The sequence below is a fragment of the Candidatus Accumulibacter contiguus genome (genome assembly GCF_036625285.1).
Lineage (GTDB): Bacteria > Pseudomonadota > Gammaproteobacteria > Burkholderiales > Rhodocyclaceae > Accumulibacter > Accumulibacter contiguus.
This window is the reverse complement of sequence record NZ_JAZKUC010000001.1, coordinates 1,686,139-1,704,245: the sequence shown is the minus strand read 5'-3', so window position 1 is coordinate 1,704,245 and position 18,107 is coordinate 1,686,139. Positions and strand designations below refer to the sequence as shown.

Here is an 18,107-nt window from a genome sequence, read left to right as displayed (position 1 = left end):
GCGCCTGACCCCCTGCTCGACGAAAATGCCTACGTTTTCAACGAACGGGAGCATTTTTCATGGCAGAGAGCCACGTGGTTGCGGACCTGATCACCAAGCGCGCCGAATTGGCCGGGCTGATCGAGCATCAACAGAAGGAAATCGGGCGTCTGGCGGATGATCTGGCCCACCTCGACGCGACCCTCAAGCTGTTACCGTGAAAGAACACCCTCCTGGAGGCGAGCGAATCTCCGGCATCTGATGCCATCAAGAACGGCTCGAAGGGAGAGAGGCTCAGGCGGTGGCTGGGATAAAGCCGTGCTTTCTGAGCATTTTCATCATTCGGGGTGGCGCGACTCAGCTCTCGCAATGAACGTTGGGGTGGGTGCATCGCCTGGCGCGTAGCGGCACCCTGATCCCTGCCGGCCGTGACGAGCCTTGGGTGCCGTCACCGGGATCGCCGCTACATGATGCGGAACTGCATCGCCACGCGTCCATCCTTCCAGATGTCGTCCGGGCTGATCGAATCCCGGTGAAACTTGAAACCGATATCGGCCTTGCGAAACGCCTCGTAGACCAGTTCGGAGCAGATGTACTTGCGGTCGCGGTTCTTTCGGCCGCGCCTGAACAGAATGCGCATCGCGATGCGCAGGATCTCCCAGTTGTCGTAAGGTCGCGTCAGTTCGTCCATCCCGAAGCTGATCGCCTTGTTGAACTGCTCGCCATCCGGCGCCGGGGTGATCCGGCCGATGACGATGCGTCCCTTGTACGGCTTGTTCCGGCCGTGGTAATCGCGGAGATACTTGGACAAAGGCGCGAGGCGAACCCCGATGGCGGTCTCGCTTTCGAGCACAAAGATGCGCTGCAGATTGTCGTCGCGATAGATGATGCCGACGTGGCTCCAGACAGACTTCGTGAACCACTGGATGGTCCGCGAGAAGAAATAGGTGCCTGAGCAAAAGACGAGGTCACCGGTCCGCAGCTGCTCCCGCACCTGGTCGTAGTCGAGAACGGGGAGTCCGGCGACGGCTTTGACGGCAAGGGGATCAGCCATGCGTACCTCCGGTCAAGGGTTAAGGGTCGCGACGGGCGCCGAACTGCGCGCTAACTTGTCTTCGTTCCGTAGTTCGAGGCTCTCCTGCCAGGGTTCCCCCGGGATCAGGTACCAGCGATCGAGAAACGGACTGAGCTGTGTCTCTTCGACGAGCTTCTCCGCGAGTCGTTCGAGCATCGGCTTGTCCGGCGAACGATGGGAGAGGAATACGTCGTACCCTGTTGCAACAGTGCCTGCCACTTGAGTGTCCCCATGACGATGGGCCGGCCGCGAAAGTCTCACCGGCAAAGGCGATTATCCACCCAATCTGACCCACCCGGACGCCGCATGTGCTGCGGGCTTGCCAGCCACCGCATCGGCGTCAGCTCGCAGGTGCACTGGCGCACAGACCGACAGGCGACACGCGCTCAGTATGCGCCGGGAACTGACGCCCCGTCCCAGTGCACCAGCCACGAATCGCTCTGGTCGCAGAGGTGGCCAACGCGTATTTTGTCTTGCGCGAGCTTGACGAACGCATCGCCCTGGCGCGACAGACGATCGCCAGTCGCCAGGAGAGCTTCCGCATCGTCTCGCGCCGCGTCGAAGTGGGTGCAAGCGCGCGTCTCAATCTTACGCAGGTGCAGACCCTACTGACTCAGGCGCAAGCTGCTGTCGATCATCCTGACCGGCGCGGCGCTGATCCGCGAACGCAAACACGAACACGGAACCATCGAGCACCTGCTGGTGATGCCGGTGACGCCGGCCGAAATCATGCTCGCCAAGGTCTGGTCGATGGGACTGGTGGTGCTGCTGGCGGCAATGGTCGCGCTGGTCTTCATCGTGCAGGGCGCCTTGCACGTTCCGGTACAGGGGTCGGTGGCCCTGTTCCCCCTGGTTGCACGGATATGCGCGCCAGCGCACCGACTACGCGCATGGGTTTGCGTAGCCTCATCGCCAACGGTACTGCGCTGGCCTCAGTCAGTCCCCTTGGGGGGATGTCTGCAAGTCAGCCCGGTTCCGTCCGAGCAGTAGCGATGGCCCGATCCGCCGACGCCGAAAATTGCCGCCGGAAGCTGATCAAATCCGGGGGATTGCCCACCATGGCGTGGGTCGTTCCGGTAAGTCACGAGGAAGGAATCATCATGAACTATCTGAACCATTCGAAGCTGATTGCCGCAACACTGACGACGCTCGCTTTGAGCGCCTGCTTCACGCTACCAGCGGGCCCGGCCGGGCCGCAAGGCGCAACCGGCAATACCGGCAATACCGGCAATACCGGAAACACTGGCCGTGCCGGTGCGACCGGTGCGACTGGCGACACCGGAGCCAGTGGCGGTACCGGTGCCACCGGCAGTACCGGAGCAACGGGTGATACGGGAGCCACCGGCAACACCGGAGCAAGGGGCAACACCGGCGCAAGAGGGACGACAACCGGCGGTACTGTGGTAGTTGTTCCGGGCCGCTGAGGAAGCGCACTTGCAGCATGGACCCGGCGCCCATCCCTGCGCCGACGGTCTGGCGCGGGGACGGGCGCCGGACTGCCCGTCGGCCACCACGTGCAAGGTGGCGTTCGCATGCTTGACCGGTGCTCGCGATGAGCGGCGCACAGATCGTGACAAGACGTCACAACACGACTGTGGTCGTATGCGTGCGCCTACGCGTTATCCGGAAGTGCCGACAACAAGGAGTCCAACATGCAACGATTGTTATTCGCCGTCACACTGGTAGCCGCCACCGCCGCCGGCACTTTGCCGGTACGTGCCGCCGAGGTTGGCGTATCGGTCAGCATCGGCCAACCCGGCTTCTATGGTCACGTGGACATCGGTGGTTATCCGCCGCCACAACTCATCTACCGGCAGCCAGTGGTCATCGAGCGGGTGCCGGTTGTGCGTCCGCCGATCTATCTCAACGTTCCGCCCGGCCAGGCGAAGCACTGGCGCCGGTATTGCGGCGCGTACCAGGCCTGCGGCGAGCGGGTCTATTTCGTGCGGAACAGCTGGTATGAACGCGAGTATGTTCCGCGATACCAGGAATACCAGCATGACCGTCGAGACGATCGTCACGACGAGTACCGGGGTGACCATGGTCAGGGGCAGTGGAACAAGCACCAGGGCGGCGGTCGAGGCCACGGTCATCGTGACTGAACGACTGGCGCTGGGGCTCCGCCGGTGCGTGCCTGCGCGGCGGTCAGTGGCCTCGGTACGCTGACGTACAGACGGCGGCGGTCGCCACCAAGGACAATCGCCAGACAATCAGAGGGTTCGGCAGATCGCCGGGCCGGGCTGGCGAAGGCTTCCCTTGCGCCCGCCAGGGTTGATTTCTGGAGCAGATCATGAGCCATCTCCCATCAAAGTTCGACATGCGGACACCTCTGCGGCCTTGCCGCCTTTCCCTTCACAGTGGCCTGCTGGCCCTCGTCATCGCTCTGCCGTGCGCGCCGCTACTGGCCGCGGCGGCGGGCGACGTGACGCGAGTCAACACCACCAGCGCTCCGCAAGAACAGGGTGCCTGGATGAGCGGCGGCATCGGCGACGAGGCGCGCGAAGAGATGCGCAAGGTTGCGGCAACCTACAACGTACACGTCGTGTTCAGCGAACAGCGTGGCAGCTACCTGGCCGGCATACCGTTTACCGTTACCCGACTGGCAAGGGGAAACCGGCAGCAGATCTATGCGGCGGTCAGCGACGGGCCGCTGCTGTACCTGAAGCTGCCGCCGGGGTCTTATCAGATCGCTGCCGAGATTGACGGGGTGTGGCAGAGCCAGCACGTCCAGGCCGGCGCGCCCGGAAGCGCGGCCAAGGTATCGTTTATGGCGAAGGCCAGGTGAATGTAATGTGAAAGTCGCGTATGCGACTCACGATTGACACTGCATTGACGGGGGTGCGAACGAAAGTGTTGGACGGGGAGTCTCGGTTTTAAGCCGCTCTGCGTAGAGGCTCCGCCCAGCGCTTTTCCCAATAGGTTTCCCACAGCTGGTTATGTCGCATGACACGCAGGTTGATCATGGCTTGAGCCATGTCCGCACGCCACCAAGCCCCTGGGCGCTTGAGGCGGGCCTGCACGAGGTAGCGATGAGAACTCTCGACCTCGCCAGAGCCGACGGGCAGATTCAGCGCAAGTGCGCGGGGGTAGTCCAACTGGTCGAGTCGGTTGGAGAAATAGCGCCAGGCGACGCGCACCGGAGCCTGCGGGTCATCGACCGATGCAGGTTCGAGGTGCAGTTTCATCTCTGCAACCACCTCGCGGGCCTGTCCCAGCAGGAATCGCGCCTTCTGGGAGGCCACCCAATCCTGGGCAGAATCCGGCGCGCAGACCTTGCTGGCTGGGGTCAGATATTCGCAGACGTGGAACAAGTCGACCAGGAAGGTCCCCTGAGTACCGAACAGTTCCTCGATTTGGCTGCTTATCCAAGCCGCCCCGTCGCCAACACAGTGAACCTGGGTCTTGGGGCCAAATCCCAGCGCATCGACCAGCCGCTTCAGGATGGCCCCCGCTTCCCGGGGACCCTCCATCGTCACGCCGGCCTTGGGAACGGCCTCGCCCTGCCGCTGTGCGATACAGACCTTCGCTTCTCGCCAGTGCGTGCGCTTCCCCTTGCGGGCGTCCGCAGCGCCCTCCACGGTCTCGACAAGGGGCACCATTCCGCCGTCCGTCTCCACAATCAGCCTCTTCGCGGTGTTCGATGGGCCCGCCACCGGCAGGCAATCTGCCTCCGTTAATTCACAGGCCACCCGTTCGGTGAGCGTCCGGGGCGCACTGACCGCCAAGTCAACACCGTAGTGCTCCTTGATTTTTGCCGCAACCTGTCCAAAGGGAAGGTCGGCGCCCAAGTCCGTCACGGCGCGCTCCAGTGGCAGAGAATGGCTCCGGCAACGGACACCGGCAGCTTCTGAAAAAGGACGAAGCAGCCGGTTTGTTTCTTTGTGGAGAAAGCATTCCTCCTCCACCATGACCGAGCCGTATGTCGTATACCAGAGAACTTTTTTTTCGCGTGTACCACGACCGGCTCAGCGGCCCGCACCTCGGCTGTCACCGCCTCAGCAACCTGCTCGGCCCATCCCGTCAGAATCTCCTGGCCCGTCCCGCGGAGAATTTCTATCACGCGGCGCTCGGCTTCATCGGCCCGACGCAGATCCCCTTCGGCGTTCTCCACCAACTCCAGCATCTCTAGCACTTTCGCCAGTATCTTTGGATTAGCCTCCAAACGGGCCACCAAGTCTCTGGAATCGCAAGGTTCGATGTGGGAAATCTTAGGCATGGCTTCTCTCCGTGGATGGGTTCCCTACTCTATCGCAACTCTCCGCTAATTTCCTTACGTTTGCTCACGTCGCTGACAATTATCAGAGCGGGACTCGCCCAACACTTTCGTTCGCACCCCATTGACGGAAGGACGCCGATCGTTTTCGGCGAACCCATGATCGACCATGGTTCATTTTGACGTTCGCCTGTGGCAGCGCTTCCGGGCGATCGCGGTACCCTACTGGTTCGGCGAGGAAAAATGGATCGCCAGGGGGCTGCTGGCGTTGCTGGTCGTGTTGTTGTTGGGGCAGACCGGAGTCGACGTGCTCTTCAATCAGTTGACGGGAGAATTCACCTCCGCACTGGCGGCAAGGGAGGTGGACAGGTTCTGGAGTGCCATCAAGAAATGCCTCGCCATCCTGGTTGTCGCCGTGCCGATTTATGCGTTCTACTACTACGTACGCGACAAGCTCGGTCTCCACTGGCGGCGCTGGTTGACTCGGCGTCTTCTCGGCAGCTATTTCAGCAATCGGGCGTATTACCGACTGAATGCAAGTGCCGAGATCGACAACCCGGATCAGCGGATCGCCGAGGACATCAGAACCTTCACCGGGGAATCGCTGCACTTTCTGCTGGTAACGGTCGGTGCATTGCTGCAGCTCGTCGCTTTCTGCGGCGTCCTCTGGTCCATTTCCCGGGAAATGGTCGGTTTTCTGGTCGTTTATGCGATTGTCGGCACCGCGGTAACACTGCTGGTGTTCGGCCAGGTACTGATTGGCCTCAACTTCTATCAGCTCAAACGCGAAGCCGATTTTCGCTTCAGTCTGGTACGGATTCGCGAGAATGCCGAAGCGATCGCCTTCTATCGCGGCGAGGCACAGGAGTTGCGGCAGGTCGGTCGGCATTTCGACGAGGTGTTCAGGAATTTCAGCAAAGGAACGCCTACGAAATAACTTCCCGTTTTGACTGTGCGCTCGGGCATGCCACTTGCTTGCTTGGTTGTTCTGAAAACAGCAAAGGGAATGCAGCGTGGGCTATTACCGGGAAGACGTAGAGCGGCGAATGAAGGAATTCTATCGGCGACTATCGGAAAAGGATCGTCGCCGGTACGCGGCGGTGGAGTCTGACAAGTTAGGGCATGGGGGCCAGCAGTACATCGCGCAGTTGTTTGAGATCGATAGCAAGACGATCCGACAAGGACTGGCCGACCTGGACATAGCGGAAGAGGCGACGGGGGATAAGCTCCGAAAAAAGGCGGTGGGCGGAAGCGTAAGCTCGACCTGACGCCCGAATTATCGACGACGTTTCTGGACGTCGTTCGAGAGCATACGGCGGGCTGTCCGCAGCACGCCATTCGTTGGACCCATCTGCGCCAGCCGGAGATTGCCCGGCGCATTAGCGCGACGGGAACCCCGGTCAGTTGCCGGATTGTTCGCCAGTTGCTGAAGCAGCATGGCTTTGTTCGCCGTCAGGCGCAGAAGAAGACGTCGTTCAAGCAGCACCCTGAGCGCAACCCGCAGTTTGAAAACATCACAGCGCTCAAGGCCGCGTACCTGGCGGCTGGTCAGCCCGTACTCTCCATGGACACCAAGAAGAAAGAGATGCTCGGCAATTTTTACCGGAACGGCACGCTTTACACCCGAGAGACCCTGGCCGTGCTGGATCATGACTTTCCCAGCTATAGCGAAGGCAAAGTCGTACCGCATGGCTTGTACGACATCGGTTTGAACAAAGCCCATGTCAATCTGGGCACGAGTCATGACACCACGCAGTTCGCGTGTGACAGCGTGGAACGTTGGTGGTCTTTGCACGGACGTCACGATCATCCCAATGCCGATAAGATATTGATTCTGTGCGATGGCGGTGGCAGCAACCCCTCACGCTCGCCGTTGTTTCAGCAGGACTTGCAAGCGCTTGCCAATCGGCTCAAGCTGGAAATTCGGATCGCCCACTTCCCGCCGTATTGCTCCAAGCACAATCCGATTGAGCACCGCGTCTTCCCCCATGTCACGCGCGCTTGCGAAGGCGTCGTATTTGAAAGCGTGCCTCTGGTCAAACAACTGATCGAGCGTACCCAGACTCGAACTGGACTTCAGGTCACCGTCGATATTATCGATCGCGTCTACGAAACCGGACGGAAAGCGGCGCTTGATCTCAAGGCATCCCTGCGCATCGTCGCCGATGCACTACTGCCCCCATGGAATTACACCATCCTGCCAAATTCAACAGCATAAAACCGGGAAGTTATTTCGTGGGCGTTCCAAACTCATCAGGGCGCAGCTGAATCTGAACCTGTTTCAGTATGGCTATCGCTTCGTCACCATCATCCTGCCCAGCGCGATCATTGCCGGCCGGGTGATTTCGGGGGAACTCGAGGTTGGCCGGGCAATCCAGGCCACCGGCGCTTTTGCGGCGATCCTGACGGCGCTGACAGTGATCATCAGTAACTTCGAGGCCTTCAGCAAGTTTGCCGCCGGGATCGATCGTCTGCACGGCTTCGCCGGCTTCGTCGCCGGCAAGGATGCCGATCGCGCCAAGGCCGAGGATGGCATTGTCTTCGTCCAGGATTCCCGGCTGGCCATCGAAAACCTTACCGTCGAAACCCCCAATCATGCGCGAACGCTGATCAAGGATCTTTCGCTGGTGATCGATCCGGGCGAGGGGGTGCTGATCGTCGGCGCCAGCGGTTGCGGAAAAAGCTCGTTGTTGCGCGCCATTGCCGGTCTGTGGCGTTCGGGCAGTGGCCGCATCATTCAGCCGGAGGCCAAGGAAATGCTGTTCCTGCCGCAACGCCCCTACATGCTGCTGGGTAGCCTGCGCAGCCAGTTGTTGTATCCGCTGCGCGAGCAGGAGATCGCCGACGAGGAACTGCTGCGCTTGCTGGAGAAGGTCAATCTGCCTGACCTTGCCGCCCGCTTCGATGGCCTGGATGCCGAGCTCGATTGGGCCAAGGTCCTCTCGGTGGGCGAACAACAACGCATCGCTTTCGCCCGCGTGCTCCTCTCCGCACCCCGCTACGCCATTCTCGACGAAGCGACCAGCGCCCTCGATATCGCCAACGAGAACAGTCTCTATCGGCAGTTGGCAGGCAGCGGCACGACGCTGATCAGCGTCGGCCACCGTCCCTCCATCCTGAAATACCACCCGCAGGTCCTGGAACTGACGGGTGATGGCGGATGGCAATTGTATGCGGCGAGCGATTACCGCTTCGATCGGGAGGCGCCCGCCGAGTAGCGGAGAAAGTGCTGGCACGCCGTCGGCGAGTACGCATCATGCCGTCGGCCGATCTTCCGTTCGCTGGCGCACATACACCCGTGCGCGCCTCGGTCATGATGGCTGCCTGCCCGCAGTGACGGCTTGAATCGCGTCGGCCAGCGGGCTGCAGGGTGCGCGATGCGTTGGCACAAGCTATCGCATGTGCGATCCCAGGTTCCATCCACACGCGGGAGAGATCATCATGAATCAGCAGACTCCTGAAGGCGAGGCTTGGCTGTCCCACCTGCCCTTTTGCGGAAATCTTCTGTTCCCGATGGACGCCCGTTAGAGATGTATTTCCAAGGCATCGGCACGGCGACGCCGGCAGCTCGCTACACCAAGGCGGAGTGCCTGGCAGCCTTCGAGAACTCCGACTGGTCTCGGTGCGGTGATCGTCAGCACCTGTACCGGCTACCTGTCCTGATCGTCGCCAAGCTCTTTCTGCACCATTTCGCGGATGCGGACCTCGCTGGGCTGCTCCGCGCCATCGCTGCGCGCAGCGATCGCCTGTTTGCCTGCGAGCCGCGGCGTGCCTGGGTCGCCCTTGCCGGTAGTCATCTCCTCGGCGCGCTCGGCGTCAATGCGGTAACGCGCGCAGACGCAGTGCTCAGCGTCCATGCCGGCTTCAAGGGGAGGGATCTGAGCGCGTTGTGGCCGAGCCGCTCTGCCGAATGGCGCCTGCAGGAGTATCCTGCCGGCCTTTTCAGCCACTGCTTTCGCGCTGAGCGCGCCGCGGTGACCTGATGCGCACCGACTTCGATGCAATCGTCGTCGGCGCGGGTCCGGCCGGCTCTTCGGCAGCGATCCTGCTGGCGCGTGCCGGTTGGTCGGTAGTGCTGGTGGAAAAGCAGCGCTTTCCGCGCCGCAAGGTCTGCGGCGAATGCCTCGCCGCGAGCAACCTGCCGCTGCTCGCCGCCCTCGGCGTCGGGCCGGCGTTCGCGGCCAGCGCCGGCCCGGAACTGCGCCGGGTCGCACTGATGTCCGGCGAGCGCACGATCGTTGCCGATCTGCCGGCAACGCCGCATCCGGAATACCCATGGGGCAGGGCGCTCGGCCGCGAGACCCTCGATACCCTGCTGCTCGAAAGGGCGCGGGCAGCCGGGGCGTATGTGCTGCAGCCCTGGTCCGCGCTGGCGATCGAAGGCGTCGCCGGCGACTGGCGCTGCGCCGTCAAGGCGCTGGAGACGCGCGCGGCGGTGAGCTTGCGCGCGCCGGTGGCAATTGCTGCGTACGGCTCGTGGGAGGCGCTGCCACTCGATCGTCAGCGTCGGCGCCCGGCTCGCCGGGCCTCCGACCTGCTCGCCTTCAAGGCCAACTTCCGCGATGCGTCGCTGGACGAGGGCCTCCTGCCCGTGCTGTCGTTCGCCGGAGGTTATGGCGGCATGGTCGTCGCGGATGGCGGCTTGACCACCATCGCCTGCTGTATACGACGCGACCGTCTCGAAGCCTGTCGACAGGCGTCGTCCGCGCTGCGTGCCGGCGACGCCGTCGAAGCGCTGCTCCGGCGCGACTGCCGCGGCGTTCGCCGGGCGCTGCAGGCCGCCTCGCGTGCAGGTCCCTGGCTGGCGGCCGGGCCGCTTGATCCGGGGGTCCGCTTGCGTGCTGACGACCGGCTGTTCCGCATCGGCAATGCGGCCGGCGAGGCGCATCCGATCATCGGCGAGGGCATGAGCATGGCGCTGCAATCCGCCTGGCTCCTGTGTGCGCAGTTGCTCGCTGACCAGCGGCGCGACCAGCTCTCCGGCAAGGCCTGGCAAGACGACGTCGCCCGCCGTTATGCAGCGGCGTGGCGCAGCCAGTTCGAGCGGCGACTGCGTCTGGCCGCGGTCTTCGCCCACCTCGCAATGCGGCCAGCCTCCGCCGCCTTGCTGATGGAACTGGCACGCAACTGGCCAGGGCTGCTGACGCTGGGCGCGCACTGGGGCGACAAGACGCGCTGCGCCGTCAATGCCGGGACCATCGCCGCGCTGGCGCCGACTGCGGTGACGGCGGCCGCATCCAGCGCTGACTACGCTGAGTCAGCTTGACCGCAGCCGGGCCGGCGTTTTTGTCGGTACCGGGATGGGCGGCTCGCAGACCAGCGACGACGGCTACAAGACACTCTACGGCGACGACTCGGACCGCATCAAGCCGTTCACCGTGCTGATGGGCATGCACAACGCGCCCGCCGCATGGATCGGCATCGAGCACGATCTGCGTGGCCCGAATCTGACGTATTCGACCGCCTGCTCGTCGTCGGCGGTGGCCATCGGCGAGGCCTGGCGGCGCGTCGCCGGCGGTGACCTGGAGGTGGCGATCGCCGGCGGCGCCGAAGCGCCGCTTTCGTTCGGCTCCTTGAAGGCCTGGGAGGCACTGCACACGCTGGCCGCCATCGATGCGATCGATCCGTCCGCATCGTGCAAGCCGTTTTCGAAGAACCGCAGCGGCATGGTGCTCGGTGAGGGCGCGGCGATGCTCGTGCTCGAGCCGTGGGAGCGCGCCGTCGCGCGCGGCGCCTCGATCCATGGCGAGATTCTCGGTTACGGGCTGTCGACGGATGTCAGTCACATCACGCGTCCAAGCGTCGAGGGACAGGCGGCGGCGATGCACGCGGCGCTGCGAGCGGCTGCGATCGCACCCTCGGCGGTCGACGCCATCAACGCGCATGGCACCGGTACGCAAGCCAACGATGCGATCGAGACGGCGGCGATCAAGGCGGTGTTCGGCAAGTGCGCAGGCCGTATTCCGATCAGTGCGACGAAGGCGCTGCACGGACACCTGTTGGGCGCAGCCGGTGCGCTCGAATGCGTGCTGTCGCTGCTGGCCATGGAGAGCGCGGTGGTCTTGCCGACGATGCACCTGCAGGCGCCGGATCCGGAGTGCGACCTCGACTATGTGCCGAATGCGGCCCGCGAAACCCCCGCCGTGCGGACGATGCTGTCGAACTCGTTCGCGTTCGGGGGAACGAACGCCGTCCTCGTCCTCGGTGCGGCGTCGTAGGTGGAGCGGGGCAGACGGTAGCGCTGCCAGGGCGATGACTTTTCCCCTCTGGGCGCTGGTCATCGGCGCGTTGCTGATCACCATGGCCCTCGCCGGTTCGTTGCTGAAGCGCCTGCCGGTGAGCGCTTCGATGCTCTATCTGGCGGCCGGCTTCGGCCTGGGCGCTGCCGGTTGGGGGCTGCTGACGCCAGACCCGCGACAAGTGCCCGACATTCTCGAACGCGTTGCCGAAGTCGCGTTGTTGATCTCCCTTTTTTCAGTCGGCTTGAAACTGGGTCTGCCGCTTTCCAGCCGGCAGTGGCGCTTGCCGTTCCGCCTGGCATTTGCGTCGATGGCGCTGACGGTCGGGCTGATCGCCGCGGTCGCCTTCTTTCTCATGGGACTACCGCTCGGCGCCGCCGTCCTGCTCGGGGGCATTCTGGCGCCGACCGACCCGGTGCTGGCGTCTGACGTCCAGGTCGACGAGCCCGGTGACCGTGACCTGCTGCGCTTCAGCCTGACCGGCGAGGGGGGGCTGAACGATGGCGCCGCTTTCCCGTTTGTCTTTCTCGGCCTCGGTCTGCTCGGTCTGCACGATCTCGGCGCCGCTGGCTGGCGATGGCTGGTGATCGATGTCCTCTGGGGGCTGGCGGGCGGACTTGGCATCGGCGCTCTGCTCGGCACGATGATCGGCAAACTGGTGGTCTACCTGCGCACCCATCACCAGGAAGCCGTCGGATTGGACGAGTTCCTCGCCCTCGGTCTCGTCGCCTTGGCCTACGGTGTCGCGCAGCTTGCCCACGCTCTCGGGTTTCTGGCAGTGTTTGCCGCCGGTCTGGCCCTGCAACGGGTCAAGGAGGATAGTCGCTCGCAGGGCTCTCCGAAGGAAGGGCCTGCCGGCTTGCAGGACAAGCCGGCGCATCTTGCCGTGGCCACCCATCCTGACCTGGCCGGTGCCTACATGCGGCAGGCGGTCCGCGGCTTCAACGAGCAACTGGAGCGTATCGCCGAACTGGTCATTGTTCTGGTGGTTGGCGCGATGCTGCCCTATGTTCGCGTCGAGTGGGCCACGCTCGGCTTCCTGCTGCTGCTGTTCGGCGTACTGCGCCCGCTATCAGTGTGGTTGGGCTTGCTCGGCGCAGCGGTGTCTCGCGATCAGCGCCTTCTGATCTCCTGGTTCGGCATCCGAGGCATCGGCTCGATCTACTATCTGATGTTCGCCCTCAACCACGGCCTGTCCGGCCCCGTCGTCGACCAGGCGATCACGCTCACCCTGACGACGGTAGCCGTTTCGATCGTCATCCATGGCATCTCCGTGACACCCTTGATGAATCTGTACGCCAGGCGAAAAGTCGGCCGGCGCGACCGCGCCGCAAGCGGCAAGCACGGCGACGAAGCGCCCTGATAGGTCGCTGCAGCCTGCCGCCGCGCGCGCTGACGCGGATTGCCTGGCGATCAGCATCGGCTTGCCGGGTGGTTCGCTGACCAGCCTTTGGCAAATGGCTCAGTGCTCGATAGGCTTGAACCCCGGATCATCGAAATATGGTCCGTACTCTTAGAGAGAGCTCCCGCGTCAGCGCATCTCGAAGGCCTCCTGATGGAAGCGCCCTGGCTCGCCCATGGCGCGTAAGCCATTGCGCAAGGAATCGGCCAGCCCGCGCGGACCGCAGAACCAGATTTCCGCATTTCTTGCTTCGCCCAGCACGGCCGCCTGCAAGGTCGCTCCCTGCCGTGCGCCGTGAATATGAAGATGAACGCGGGGCAGCTTTGCGCAGAGGCTTTCGAGACGCGGCACAAAAGCATCGCTCACCTGATCGCGGGTGCAGTAGTGCAGGTCGGCCGCGGGCGCCGCATCGGGATCGGCCTGCAGCGACTCCAGCCAGGCGAGGAAGGGCGTGATGCCAATGCCACCAGCGATCCAGATCTGCCTGACCTGTGGGTTGCAGCGGGCGACATCGAAGCGACCATACGGGCCTTCCACGCGTACCGCCTGTCCCGGATGAAGACGCACGGCGAGGCTGTGGGTGTAGTCGCCCAGCGCCTTGATCTGGAAGCTGATGACGCGATCGCCATGATCGGCGCTGGCGATGGTGAAGGGGTGCGCACCTTCCTTGTCGTCGAAGGTGACGAAGGCAAACTGCCCCGGACGATGCCCGTGCCAGCCGCGATCAAGGCGACAGATAACCGTGGTAATGTCGTGCGCCGGATGTTCGACGGCAACGACCTTGCCAACAGCGATGCGGCCACGGCCGATGCCGCCAAGCAGCGAATGAATTGCCCCATACACGCCCACCACCAGCAGCGTGGCGAGCAGCCAGCCCGCCGGCTGTGCCCAGTAATCTCTGGGCGCGAGCAGCGCGGCATGGAAGGCGAGCATCAGGTAAAGCACCGGCATGGCACGGTGCAGGAAACGCCAGGCGCGATAGGGGAACTTTTTCCACAGCGTGATCACCAGCATTGCCAGCAGCGCATAGATCGCCCACTCGCCCATGTCTTCGGCCAGATCGCGCAGGATTTCGAGCAGGCCGGCGAATTTTTCCTTCGGCAGGCGGCCCTCGCGACCGATGCCGATTTGAGGATGTCACCCGACAACTCGATCAGCCAGTGCATCGCGGCAAAGGAGATGGCCAGGATGCCGGCCCACTTGTGCGTGCGGTAGACCCGATCCATGCCGCCCAGAGGGGCTTCCAACCAGGTCGGGCGGGTCGCCAACAGCATCGCTCAGCGACATCAGGGCGATCGACAGCAGGCCGCTCAGATAGAGCGCTTCCTGGCGGGTGATCCATAGTGGATGCGCGCTGGCGGGAAAGGTGGTGGTCAACACATCCCAGCCCCAGACGGCGGCGACCACGGTGAGCAGACTGGCGAGTAGGGTTTTCATGGCGATTCGCTCGAAGACGTTGAAGGTACCTCCAGTTGCGCCCTGAAGGATCGGTTGCATCCGGTGTTCATGCAACATGTCATTCATTCGTCGTAGTAGCCGCGCTCGGCATCGGCATGGCAGGCCAGCGCAGTTGGCCTTGGTGCGCACATCCTTGTGTTTCCATTCCCGGTCCGGCACCTTGCGGTGTTCCTTCACCCACTTCGGCAGGTCGGTGATGCGCAGCGGCGCACTGATGGTCGACACGCCGCGCAGCAGCTTGTCGCTGTAGCGCCGGCCACCGCTATCGGCAGCGTTGTTGGCCAGGTAATCGGTAATCTTGCCGCCATGGCGGGATCGATCGTGGCATCGTCACCGAAGTGGTTCTTGAGGTCGTCCATCATGCGCTTCCATGAACTGGCCGGCAGCATGGAAGGGGCAAAAGCGATGTGGCAACTGCCGCACTCCTCCTTGACCACCGGGTCGGCAACGGGCGGGAAATAGTGGCTGCCGCCGGCCTGTGCGCGGCCGAGCACGAGAGCGGAGAAGGCGATGGCGAGCAGGCCGAGGGCAGCGGGCGATAGGGGATGTTCATGTTCGGCTCCTTGAAGACTTGCGCGGCTTACTGGCTAATCATGAAACTCAGCCAGTCGCCCTTTTCCAGCGGCGTGCATTCGCGGCCAAGCACTTCGTTGCAGTTGCGCTTGAACCACTTCTCGACTTTCGCCGGGTCGGTGTAACGTGACGGCGAAGCCGACAGCGCCATCGCCTCGATGCTCTTGCCAGCGGGGTTGCGGCTGGCGCCGCGCGTGTCGTTGCCGTGGCAGGAGGTGCAGGCCGGCGTATCCGGCTTGCCGCCGGCGAAGGCCTGGGTGTGCAGCGTTTTGCCACGGGCGGCGGAGAATCCGGCGAAGGCCGGGTTGGCGCCCTGGCGGCGCCGGCATACTTGTCCAGTTGCTCCTCGCGCGGGCCGGCGATGCCGGCGCCGGGAAACATCAGGGCCAGGCTGGCTGCAAGCAGGAGCGCGGTCGACGTTTTCGGTGCATGTGTTTCTCCTCGGTCGGGGCGGTATGGGAGCTACTATGCCAGCGGACAACTGAACGCAGACTGAACCTGCCGTTCATCCTGCGTTCACCTGTACCGGGCTATAAGAAAGTCTGACAAGCCAAGGCAATCCGGGGGTCGCCAATCGACCGTGATGAAGCAGTTCTCAAGCCACTGGAAATGCGAGGTGTTTGCTGCAATGTGCGCTGGCGTCCCTTGCCTTGGGGTGCGGGGCTGCGGTCGCCAGCGACGATCACGACCGCGCCCGGCAGGCGCTTGAGGCGGGTGAAGTACTGCCGTTGCGCACCATTCTTGAGCGGGTCGACCGTGAGTATCCCGGCCAGGTGGTCGATGTCGAGCTGGAACGCGAACGCGAGAACAGCCAGGAACGCTGGGTCTACAAGCTCAAGGTTCTGCGCAGCGGTGGTTCCCTCGTTAAACTCAAGGTCGACGCGCGCGACGGAACCGTCATTGGAAAAAGAGGGCCGGGCGAGCACAAACGGGACCAGCAAAAGACTCGCCACGGCGGAGAGGGAAACTGATGCGCATCCTGATTGTTGAAGACGAGCCGACGCTGCAGGCGCAACTGGCCAAGGGGCTGAGCGCGGCAGGCTATGCGGTGGATACCGCCGCCAACGGCATCGATGCCCACTACCTGGGCGATGCCGAGTCCTACGATGCGGTGATTCTCGACCTGGGACTGCCGCAGATGGACGGCATCACCGTGCTGCGCAAGTGGCGTGCCGCTGGCCGCACGATGCCGGTGTTGATCCTCACCGCGCGCGACGGCTGGCACGAGAAAGTGGCCGGCATCGACGCGGGTGCCGACGATTACCTGACCAAACCCTTCCACATGGAAGAGTTGCTGGCCCGGCTGCGAGCGCTGATCCGTCGTGCCGGTGGCCATGCCAGCGCCGAGATGACTTGCGGACCACTGACCCTGGACACCCGCAATGGCAGCGCGACCGTCGATGGCCAGGCGCTCACGCTGACCAGCCATGAATACAAGGTGCTCGCCTATCTGATGCACCATCGGGATGAAGTCATCTCGCGCAGCGATCTGGTCGGACACATTTACGCGCAGGACTTCGACCGCGACTCGAACACCATCGAGGTATTCATCGCCCGGCTGCGGAAGAAGCTGCCACCGGGGCTGATCGAAACCGTGCGCGGCCTTGGCTATCGTCTTTCCGCGCCACCATGAATATGGTCGCACCACGCAGTTCGCTGCGCATCCGTCTACTGGCCGGCACCCTGGTCTGGATCACAGCCTCGATCATCGTCGCCGGCTGGGGGCTGCGCAGCCTGTTCCAACAGCATGTCGAAGCCCAGTTCCACGCCGAACTGAAGACTCATCTCGACCAGCTCACCGCTCAGTTGACCCTCGACAGCAGAGGGCACGCGAGCCTTGCGCTTCCCCTCAGCGACCCGCGCCTGAGCCGGCCCTACTCGGGCTGCTATTGGCAGATCGACCAGACCCATGACGGCATGCCGCCAGAAACCGGCGTGTTGCGTTCTCGCTCGCTGTGGGATCACGTGCTGGCGACGCCGCCGGACACGCCAGCCGACGGCGAAATCCACCAGCACCGGATCATCGGACCGGAAGGCAAGATGCTCGGCATGGTCGAGCGCAGTGTGCGCATCGACGACACGCCCGATGGCAAGTCCCGCAGTTTCCGCCTGATCGCGGCGGCCGATGAAAGTCTGATGACTGAACCCGTCAGCCGCTTCAGTGGCGCGCTGTGGCTGGCGCTCGGAGTGCTTGGTGGCGGCTTGGTGATCGCCGCGCTGGTCCAGGTCTTCATCGGATTGGCACCCCTGCGCAAGCTGCATACCGCGCTCGGCAAGGTACAAAGCGGCGAAATGCAGCACCTCGATGGCGACTTCCCGGCAGAGATCATGCCGCTGGTCGATCAGTTCAATGCCGTTCTGGTGCAGAACGCCGAAGTCGTCGAGCGCGCACGCACGCAGGCGGGCAACCTTGCACATGCGCTGAAGACACCACTCTCCGTGCTCTCGAACGCAGCCCTCGCTCCGGACGCAAGAGACAGCGCACTTTCCCGTCTGGTGATCGACCAGGTCGGTACGGCCAGAAGGCAGCTCGACTATCACCTCGCCCGGGCGCAAGCGGCCGCCACTGCGCTTATCCCCGGCACCCGCACACCGCTCTCACCGATCATCGACGGACTGGTGCGGACCATGCGTCACATCCATGCCGATCGACAACTGGCGCTGACCGTGATGCCGGTGTCGCCGTCGCTGGCTTTTCGCGGCGAACCGCAGGACTTGCAGGAAATGCTTGGCAACCTGCTCGACAACGCCTGCAAGTGGGCTGCGCATCAGGTCGAGATCAGTGCGCGCTGCGAAGGCGGGAACCTGCGCATCCTCATCGACGACGATGGTACTGGCCTCGCTGCCGAACAGCGCGAAGCTGTCATCCAGCGCGGGGTTCGCGCGGACGAGCAGGTGCCGGGCTCAGGCCTTGGGCTGGCCATCGTCGATGATCTGGCCCGCCTGTATGGCGGGCGGGTGGAACTGGCAGATTCCCCGTTGGGTGGCTTGCGCGCGGTGCTGATTCTGCCGGTAGCCCAATAGTTCGGCGTTTCCTTGCCGGTGGCAGTCATGAAGAAGGCCGCCGGCGGTGGTCGCGGGTGACTCCTGTGTACGCCGGCGCACAGAGCCGGACGCCTCCGACATGCCATCCTCTTCACGACTGTCACGGGGAGTCCCGGAAACCGA

19 protein-coding genes and 6 pseudogenes are annotated in these 18,107 nt (G+C 63.6%); 18 read left to right on the top strand and 7 right to left on the bottom strand.

From position 1 onward, the window contains the following. The first annotated feature begins 59 nt into the window (after positions 1-59). Complete coding sequence (locus V5B59_RS08290; protein WP_332351775.1) at positions 60-200, top strand: hypothetical protein; 141 nt, start codon at positions 60-62, stop codon at positions 198-200. A gap of 242 nt (positions 201-442) precedes the next feature. Here V5B59_RS08290 and V5B59_RS08285 read toward each other — a convergent pair whose 3' ends face one another. Both V5B59_RS08285 and V5B59_RS08280 read right to left on the bottom strand, forming a co-directional pair. After that, complete coding sequence (locus tag V5B59_RS08285) at positions 443-1,033, bottom strand: YiiX/YebB-like N1pC/P60 family cysteine hydrolase (protein WP_332351774.1); 591 nt, start codon at positions 1,031-1,033, stop codon at positions 443-445. A 12-nt stretch (positions 1,034-1,045) separates the two neighbouring features. Beyond that, positions 1,046-1,273: a toll/interleukin-1 receptor domain-containing protein gene (locus V5B59_RS08280; protein WP_332351773.1), complete on the bottom strand. Its 228-nt coding sequence runs from the start codon at positions 1,271-1,273 to the stop codon at positions 1,046-1,048. A 200-nt stretch (positions 1,274-1,473) separates the two neighbouring features. Between V5B59_RS08280 and V5B59_RS08275 the strand changes: the two are divergent. The 5 genes and pseudogenes from V5B59_RS08275 to V5B59_RS08255 all read left to right on the top strand — a co-directional run. Then, positions 1,474-1,623 (top strand): annotated as a pseudogene (locus tag V5B59_RS08275) (hypothetical protein); the annotation flags it as partial. Positions 1,624-1,678: 55 nt separating this feature from the next. Then, positions 1,679-1,909, top strand: a pseudogene (locus tag V5B59_RS08270) (ABC transporter permease subunit); the annotation flags it as partial. 245 nt (positions 1,910-2,154) lie between these two features. After that, complete coding sequence (locus V5B59_RS08265; RefSeq protein WP_332352180.1) at positions 2,155-2,478, top strand: collagen-like protein; 324 nt, start codon at positions 2,155-2,157, stop codon at positions 2,476-2,478. A 228-nt stretch (positions 2,479-2,706) separates the two neighbouring features. Then, on the top strand, positions 2,707-3,156 hold the full coding sequence (locus tag V5B59_RS08260; RefSeq protein WP_332351772.1) for a hypothetical protein: 450 nt from the start codon (positions 2,707-2,709) through the stop codon (positions 3,154-3,156). Between the two features lie 188 nt (positions 3,157-3,344). Continuing rightward, the gene (locus V5B59_RS08255) at positions 3,345-3,839 is read left to right on the top strand and encodes a hypothetical protein (RefSeq protein ID WP_288129091.1); all 495 of its coding nucleotides are present in this window, start codon (positions 3,345-3,347) and stop codon (positions 3,837-3,839) included. An 88-nt stretch (positions 3,840-3,927) separates the two neighbouring features. On the opposite strand, the gene V5B59_RS08250 is transcribed toward V5B59_RS08255, so the two are convergent. Both V5B59_RS08250 and V5B59_RS08245 read right to left on the bottom strand, forming a co-directional pair. Further along, positions 3,928-4,851: a hypothetical protein gene (locus V5B59_RS08250; RefSeq protein ID WP_332351391.1), complete on the bottom strand. Its 924-nt coding sequence runs from the start codon at positions 4,849-4,851 to the stop codon at positions 3,928-3,930. Then, positions 4,848-5,270 carry a hypothetical protein gene (locus V5B59_RS08245; protein ID WP_034931510.1) on the bottom strand — a complete coding sequence of 141 codons (423 nt, stop codon included), beginning with the start codon at positions 5,268-5,270 and terminating at the stop codon, positions 4,848-4,850. The genes V5B59_RS08250 and V5B59_RS08245 overlap by 4 nt, the downstream gene beginning before the upstream one ends. A 166-nt stretch (positions 5,271-5,436) precedes the next feature. Between V5B59_RS08245 and V5B59_RS08240 the strand changes: the two are divergent. From V5B59_RS08240 to V5B59_RS08205, 8 genes and pseudogenes are all read left to right on the top strand, one after another. Continuing rightward, a pseudogene (locus tag V5B59_RS08240) lies at positions 5,437-6,186 on the top strand (SbmA/BacA-like family transporter); the annotation flags it as partial. A 127-nt stretch (positions 6,187-6,313) separates the two neighbouring features. Continuing rightward, positions 6,314-6,535, top strand: coding sequence for a hypothetical protein (locus V5B59_RS08235; protein ID WP_248594609.1), 222 nt, complete (start codon positions 6,314-6,316; stop codon positions 6,533-6,535). Beyond that, a complete protein-coding gene (locus tag V5B59_RS08230; RefSeq protein ID WP_332352159.1) occupies positions 6,532-7,485 on the top strand; it encodes an ISAzo13 family transposase in 954 nt (317 codons plus the stop codon). The genes V5B59_RS08235 and V5B59_RS08230 overlap by 4 nt, the downstream gene beginning before the upstream one ends. Before the next feature lie 4 nt (positions 7,486-7,489). Further along, positions 7,490-8,485 (top strand): annotated as a pseudogene (locus V5B59_RS08225) (ABC transporter ATP-binding protein/permease); the annotation flags it as partial. A 312-nt stretch (positions 8,486-8,797) separates the two neighbouring features. Further along, a complete protein-coding gene (locus V5B59_RS08220) occupies positions 8,798-9,250 on the top strand; it encodes a hypothetical protein (RefSeq protein ID WP_169071078.1) in 453 nt (150 codons plus the stop codon). Then, the gene (locus tag V5B59_RS08215) at positions 9,250-10,533 is read left to right on the top strand and encodes an NAD(P)/FAD-dependent oxidoreductase (RefSeq protein ID WP_169071093.1); all 1,284 of its coding nucleotides are present in this window, start codon (positions 9,250-9,252) and stop codon (positions 10,531-10,533) included. The genes V5B59_RS08220 and V5B59_RS08215 overlap by 1 nt, the downstream gene beginning before the upstream one ends. A gap of 34 nt (positions 10,534-10,567) precedes the next feature. Next, entirely contained in the window at positions 10,568-11,485 is a 918-nt protein-coding gene (locus V5B59_RS08210) for a beta-ketoacyl-[acyl-carrier-protein] synthase family protein (protein WP_169071092.1), read from the top strand. Between the two features lie 34 nt (positions 11,486-11,519). Beyond that, entirely contained in the window at positions 11,520-12,869 is a 1,350-nt protein-coding gene (locus V5B59_RS08205; RefSeq protein WP_169071091.1) for a cation:proton antiporter, read from the top strand. Positions 12,870-13,037: 168 nt separating this feature from the next. Here V5B59_RS08205 and V5B59_RS08200 read toward each other — a convergent pair. Next, positions 13,038-14,345: pseudogene (locus tag V5B59_RS08200) on the bottom strand (ferredoxin reductase family protein). Positions 14,346-14,531: 186 nt separating this feature from the next. Then, positions 14,532-14,755, bottom strand: a pseudogene (locus V5B59_RS08195) (cytochrome C); the annotation flags it as partial. 18 nt (positions 14,756-14,773) lie between these two features. On the opposite strand from V5B59_RS08195, the gene V5B59_RS08190 reads away from it, so the two are divergent. Further along, positions 14,774-14,908 (top strand): hypothetical protein, encoded by a 135-nt coding sequence (locus V5B59_RS08190; RefSeq protein WP_332352211.1) that lies wholly within the window; start codon positions 14,774-14,776, stop codon positions 14,906-14,908. Positions 14,909-14,946: 38 nt separating this feature from the next. Here V5B59_RS08190 and V5B59_RS08185 read toward each other — a convergent pair whose 3' ends face one another. Then, a complete protein-coding gene (locus tag V5B59_RS08185) occupies positions 14,947-15,420 on the bottom strand; it encodes a DUF1924 domain-containing protein (protein ID WP_332351771.1) in 474 nt (157 codons plus the stop codon). A 139-nt stretch (positions 15,421-15,559) separates the two neighbouring features. Here V5B59_RS08185 and V5B59_RS08180 point away from each other — a divergent pair, with 139 nt between their 5' ends. The 3 genes from V5B59_RS08180 to V5B59_RS08170 are packed head-to-tail and all read left to right on the top strand — an operon-like array spanning position 15,560 to position 17,963. Beyond that, positions 15,560-15,910, top strand: a complete 351-nt coding sequence (locus V5B59_RS08180) for a PepSY domain-containing protein (RefSeq protein ID WP_332351770.1) — start codon at positions 15,560-15,562, stop codon at positions 15,908-15,910. Further along, positions 15,910-16,572 (top strand): response regulator transcription factor, encoded by a 663-nt coding sequence (locus V5B59_RS08175; RefSeq protein ID WP_332351769.1) that lies wholly within the window; start codon positions 15,910-15,912, stop codon positions 16,570-16,572. The genes V5B59_RS08180 and V5B59_RS08175 overlap by 1 nt, the downstream gene beginning before the upstream one ends. Next, the gene (locus tag V5B59_RS08170) at positions 16,569-17,963 is read left to right on the top strand and encodes an ATP-binding protein (RefSeq protein ID WP_169071088.1); all 1,395 of its coding nucleotides are present in this window, start codon (positions 16,569-16,571) and stop codon (positions 17,961-17,963) included. Before V5B59_RS08175 ends, V5B59_RS08170 begins: the two co-directional genes overlap by 4 nt. Positions 17,964-18,107: the final 144 nt, after the last annotated feature.

Coding starts and splice junctions, on each gene's coding strand:
- V5B59_RS08290 (WP_332351775.1), top strand. CDS start 60: ATGGCAGAGAGCCACGTGGTTGCGGACCTGATCACCAAGCGCGCCGAA.
- V5B59_RS08285 (WP_332351774.1), bottom strand. CDS start 1,033: ATGGCTGATCCCCTTGCCGTCAAAGCCGTCGCCGGACTCCCCGTTCTC.
- V5B59_RS08265 (WP_332352180.1), top strand. CDS start 2,155: ATGAACTATCTGAACCATTCGAAGCTGATTGCCGCAACACTGACGACG.
- V5B59_RS08260 (WP_332351772.1), top strand. CDS start 2,707: ATGCAACGATTGTTATTCGCCGTCACACTGGTAGCCGCCACCGCCGCC.
- V5B59_RS08255 (WP_288129091.1), top strand. CDS start 3,345: ATGAGCCATCTCCCATCAAAGTTCGACATGCGGACACCTCTGCGGCCT.
- V5B59_RS08245 (WP_034931510.1), bottom strand. CDS start 5,270: ATGCCTAAGATTTCCCACATCGAACCTTGCGATTCCAGAGACTTGGTG.
- V5B59_RS08235 (WP_248594609.1), top strand. CDS start 6,314: ATGAAGGAATTCTATCGGCGACTATCGGAAAAGGATCGTCGCCGGTAC.
- V5B59_RS08220 (WP_169071078.1), top strand. CDS start 8,798: ATGTATTTCCAAGGCATCGGCACGGCGACGCCGGCAGCTCGCTACACC.
- V5B59_RS08215 (WP_169071093.1), top strand. CDS start 9,250: ATGCGCACCGACTTCGATGCAATCGTCGTCGGCGCGGGTCCGGCCGGC.
- V5B59_RS08210 (WP_169071092.1), top strand. CDS start 10,568: ATGGGCGGCTCGCAGACCAGCGACGACGGCTACAAGACACTCTACGGC.
- V5B59_RS08205 (WP_169071091.1), top strand. CDS start 11,520: ATGACTTTTCCCCTCTGGGCGCTGGTCATCGGCGCGTTGCTGATCACC.
- V5B59_RS08175 (WP_332351769.1), top strand. CDS start 15,910: ATGCGCATCCTGATTGTTGAAGACGAGCCGACGCTGCAGGCGCAACTG.
- V5B59_RS08170 (WP_169071088.1), top strand. CDS start 16,569: ATGAATATGGTCGCACCACGCAGTTCGCTGCGCATCCGTCTACTGGCC.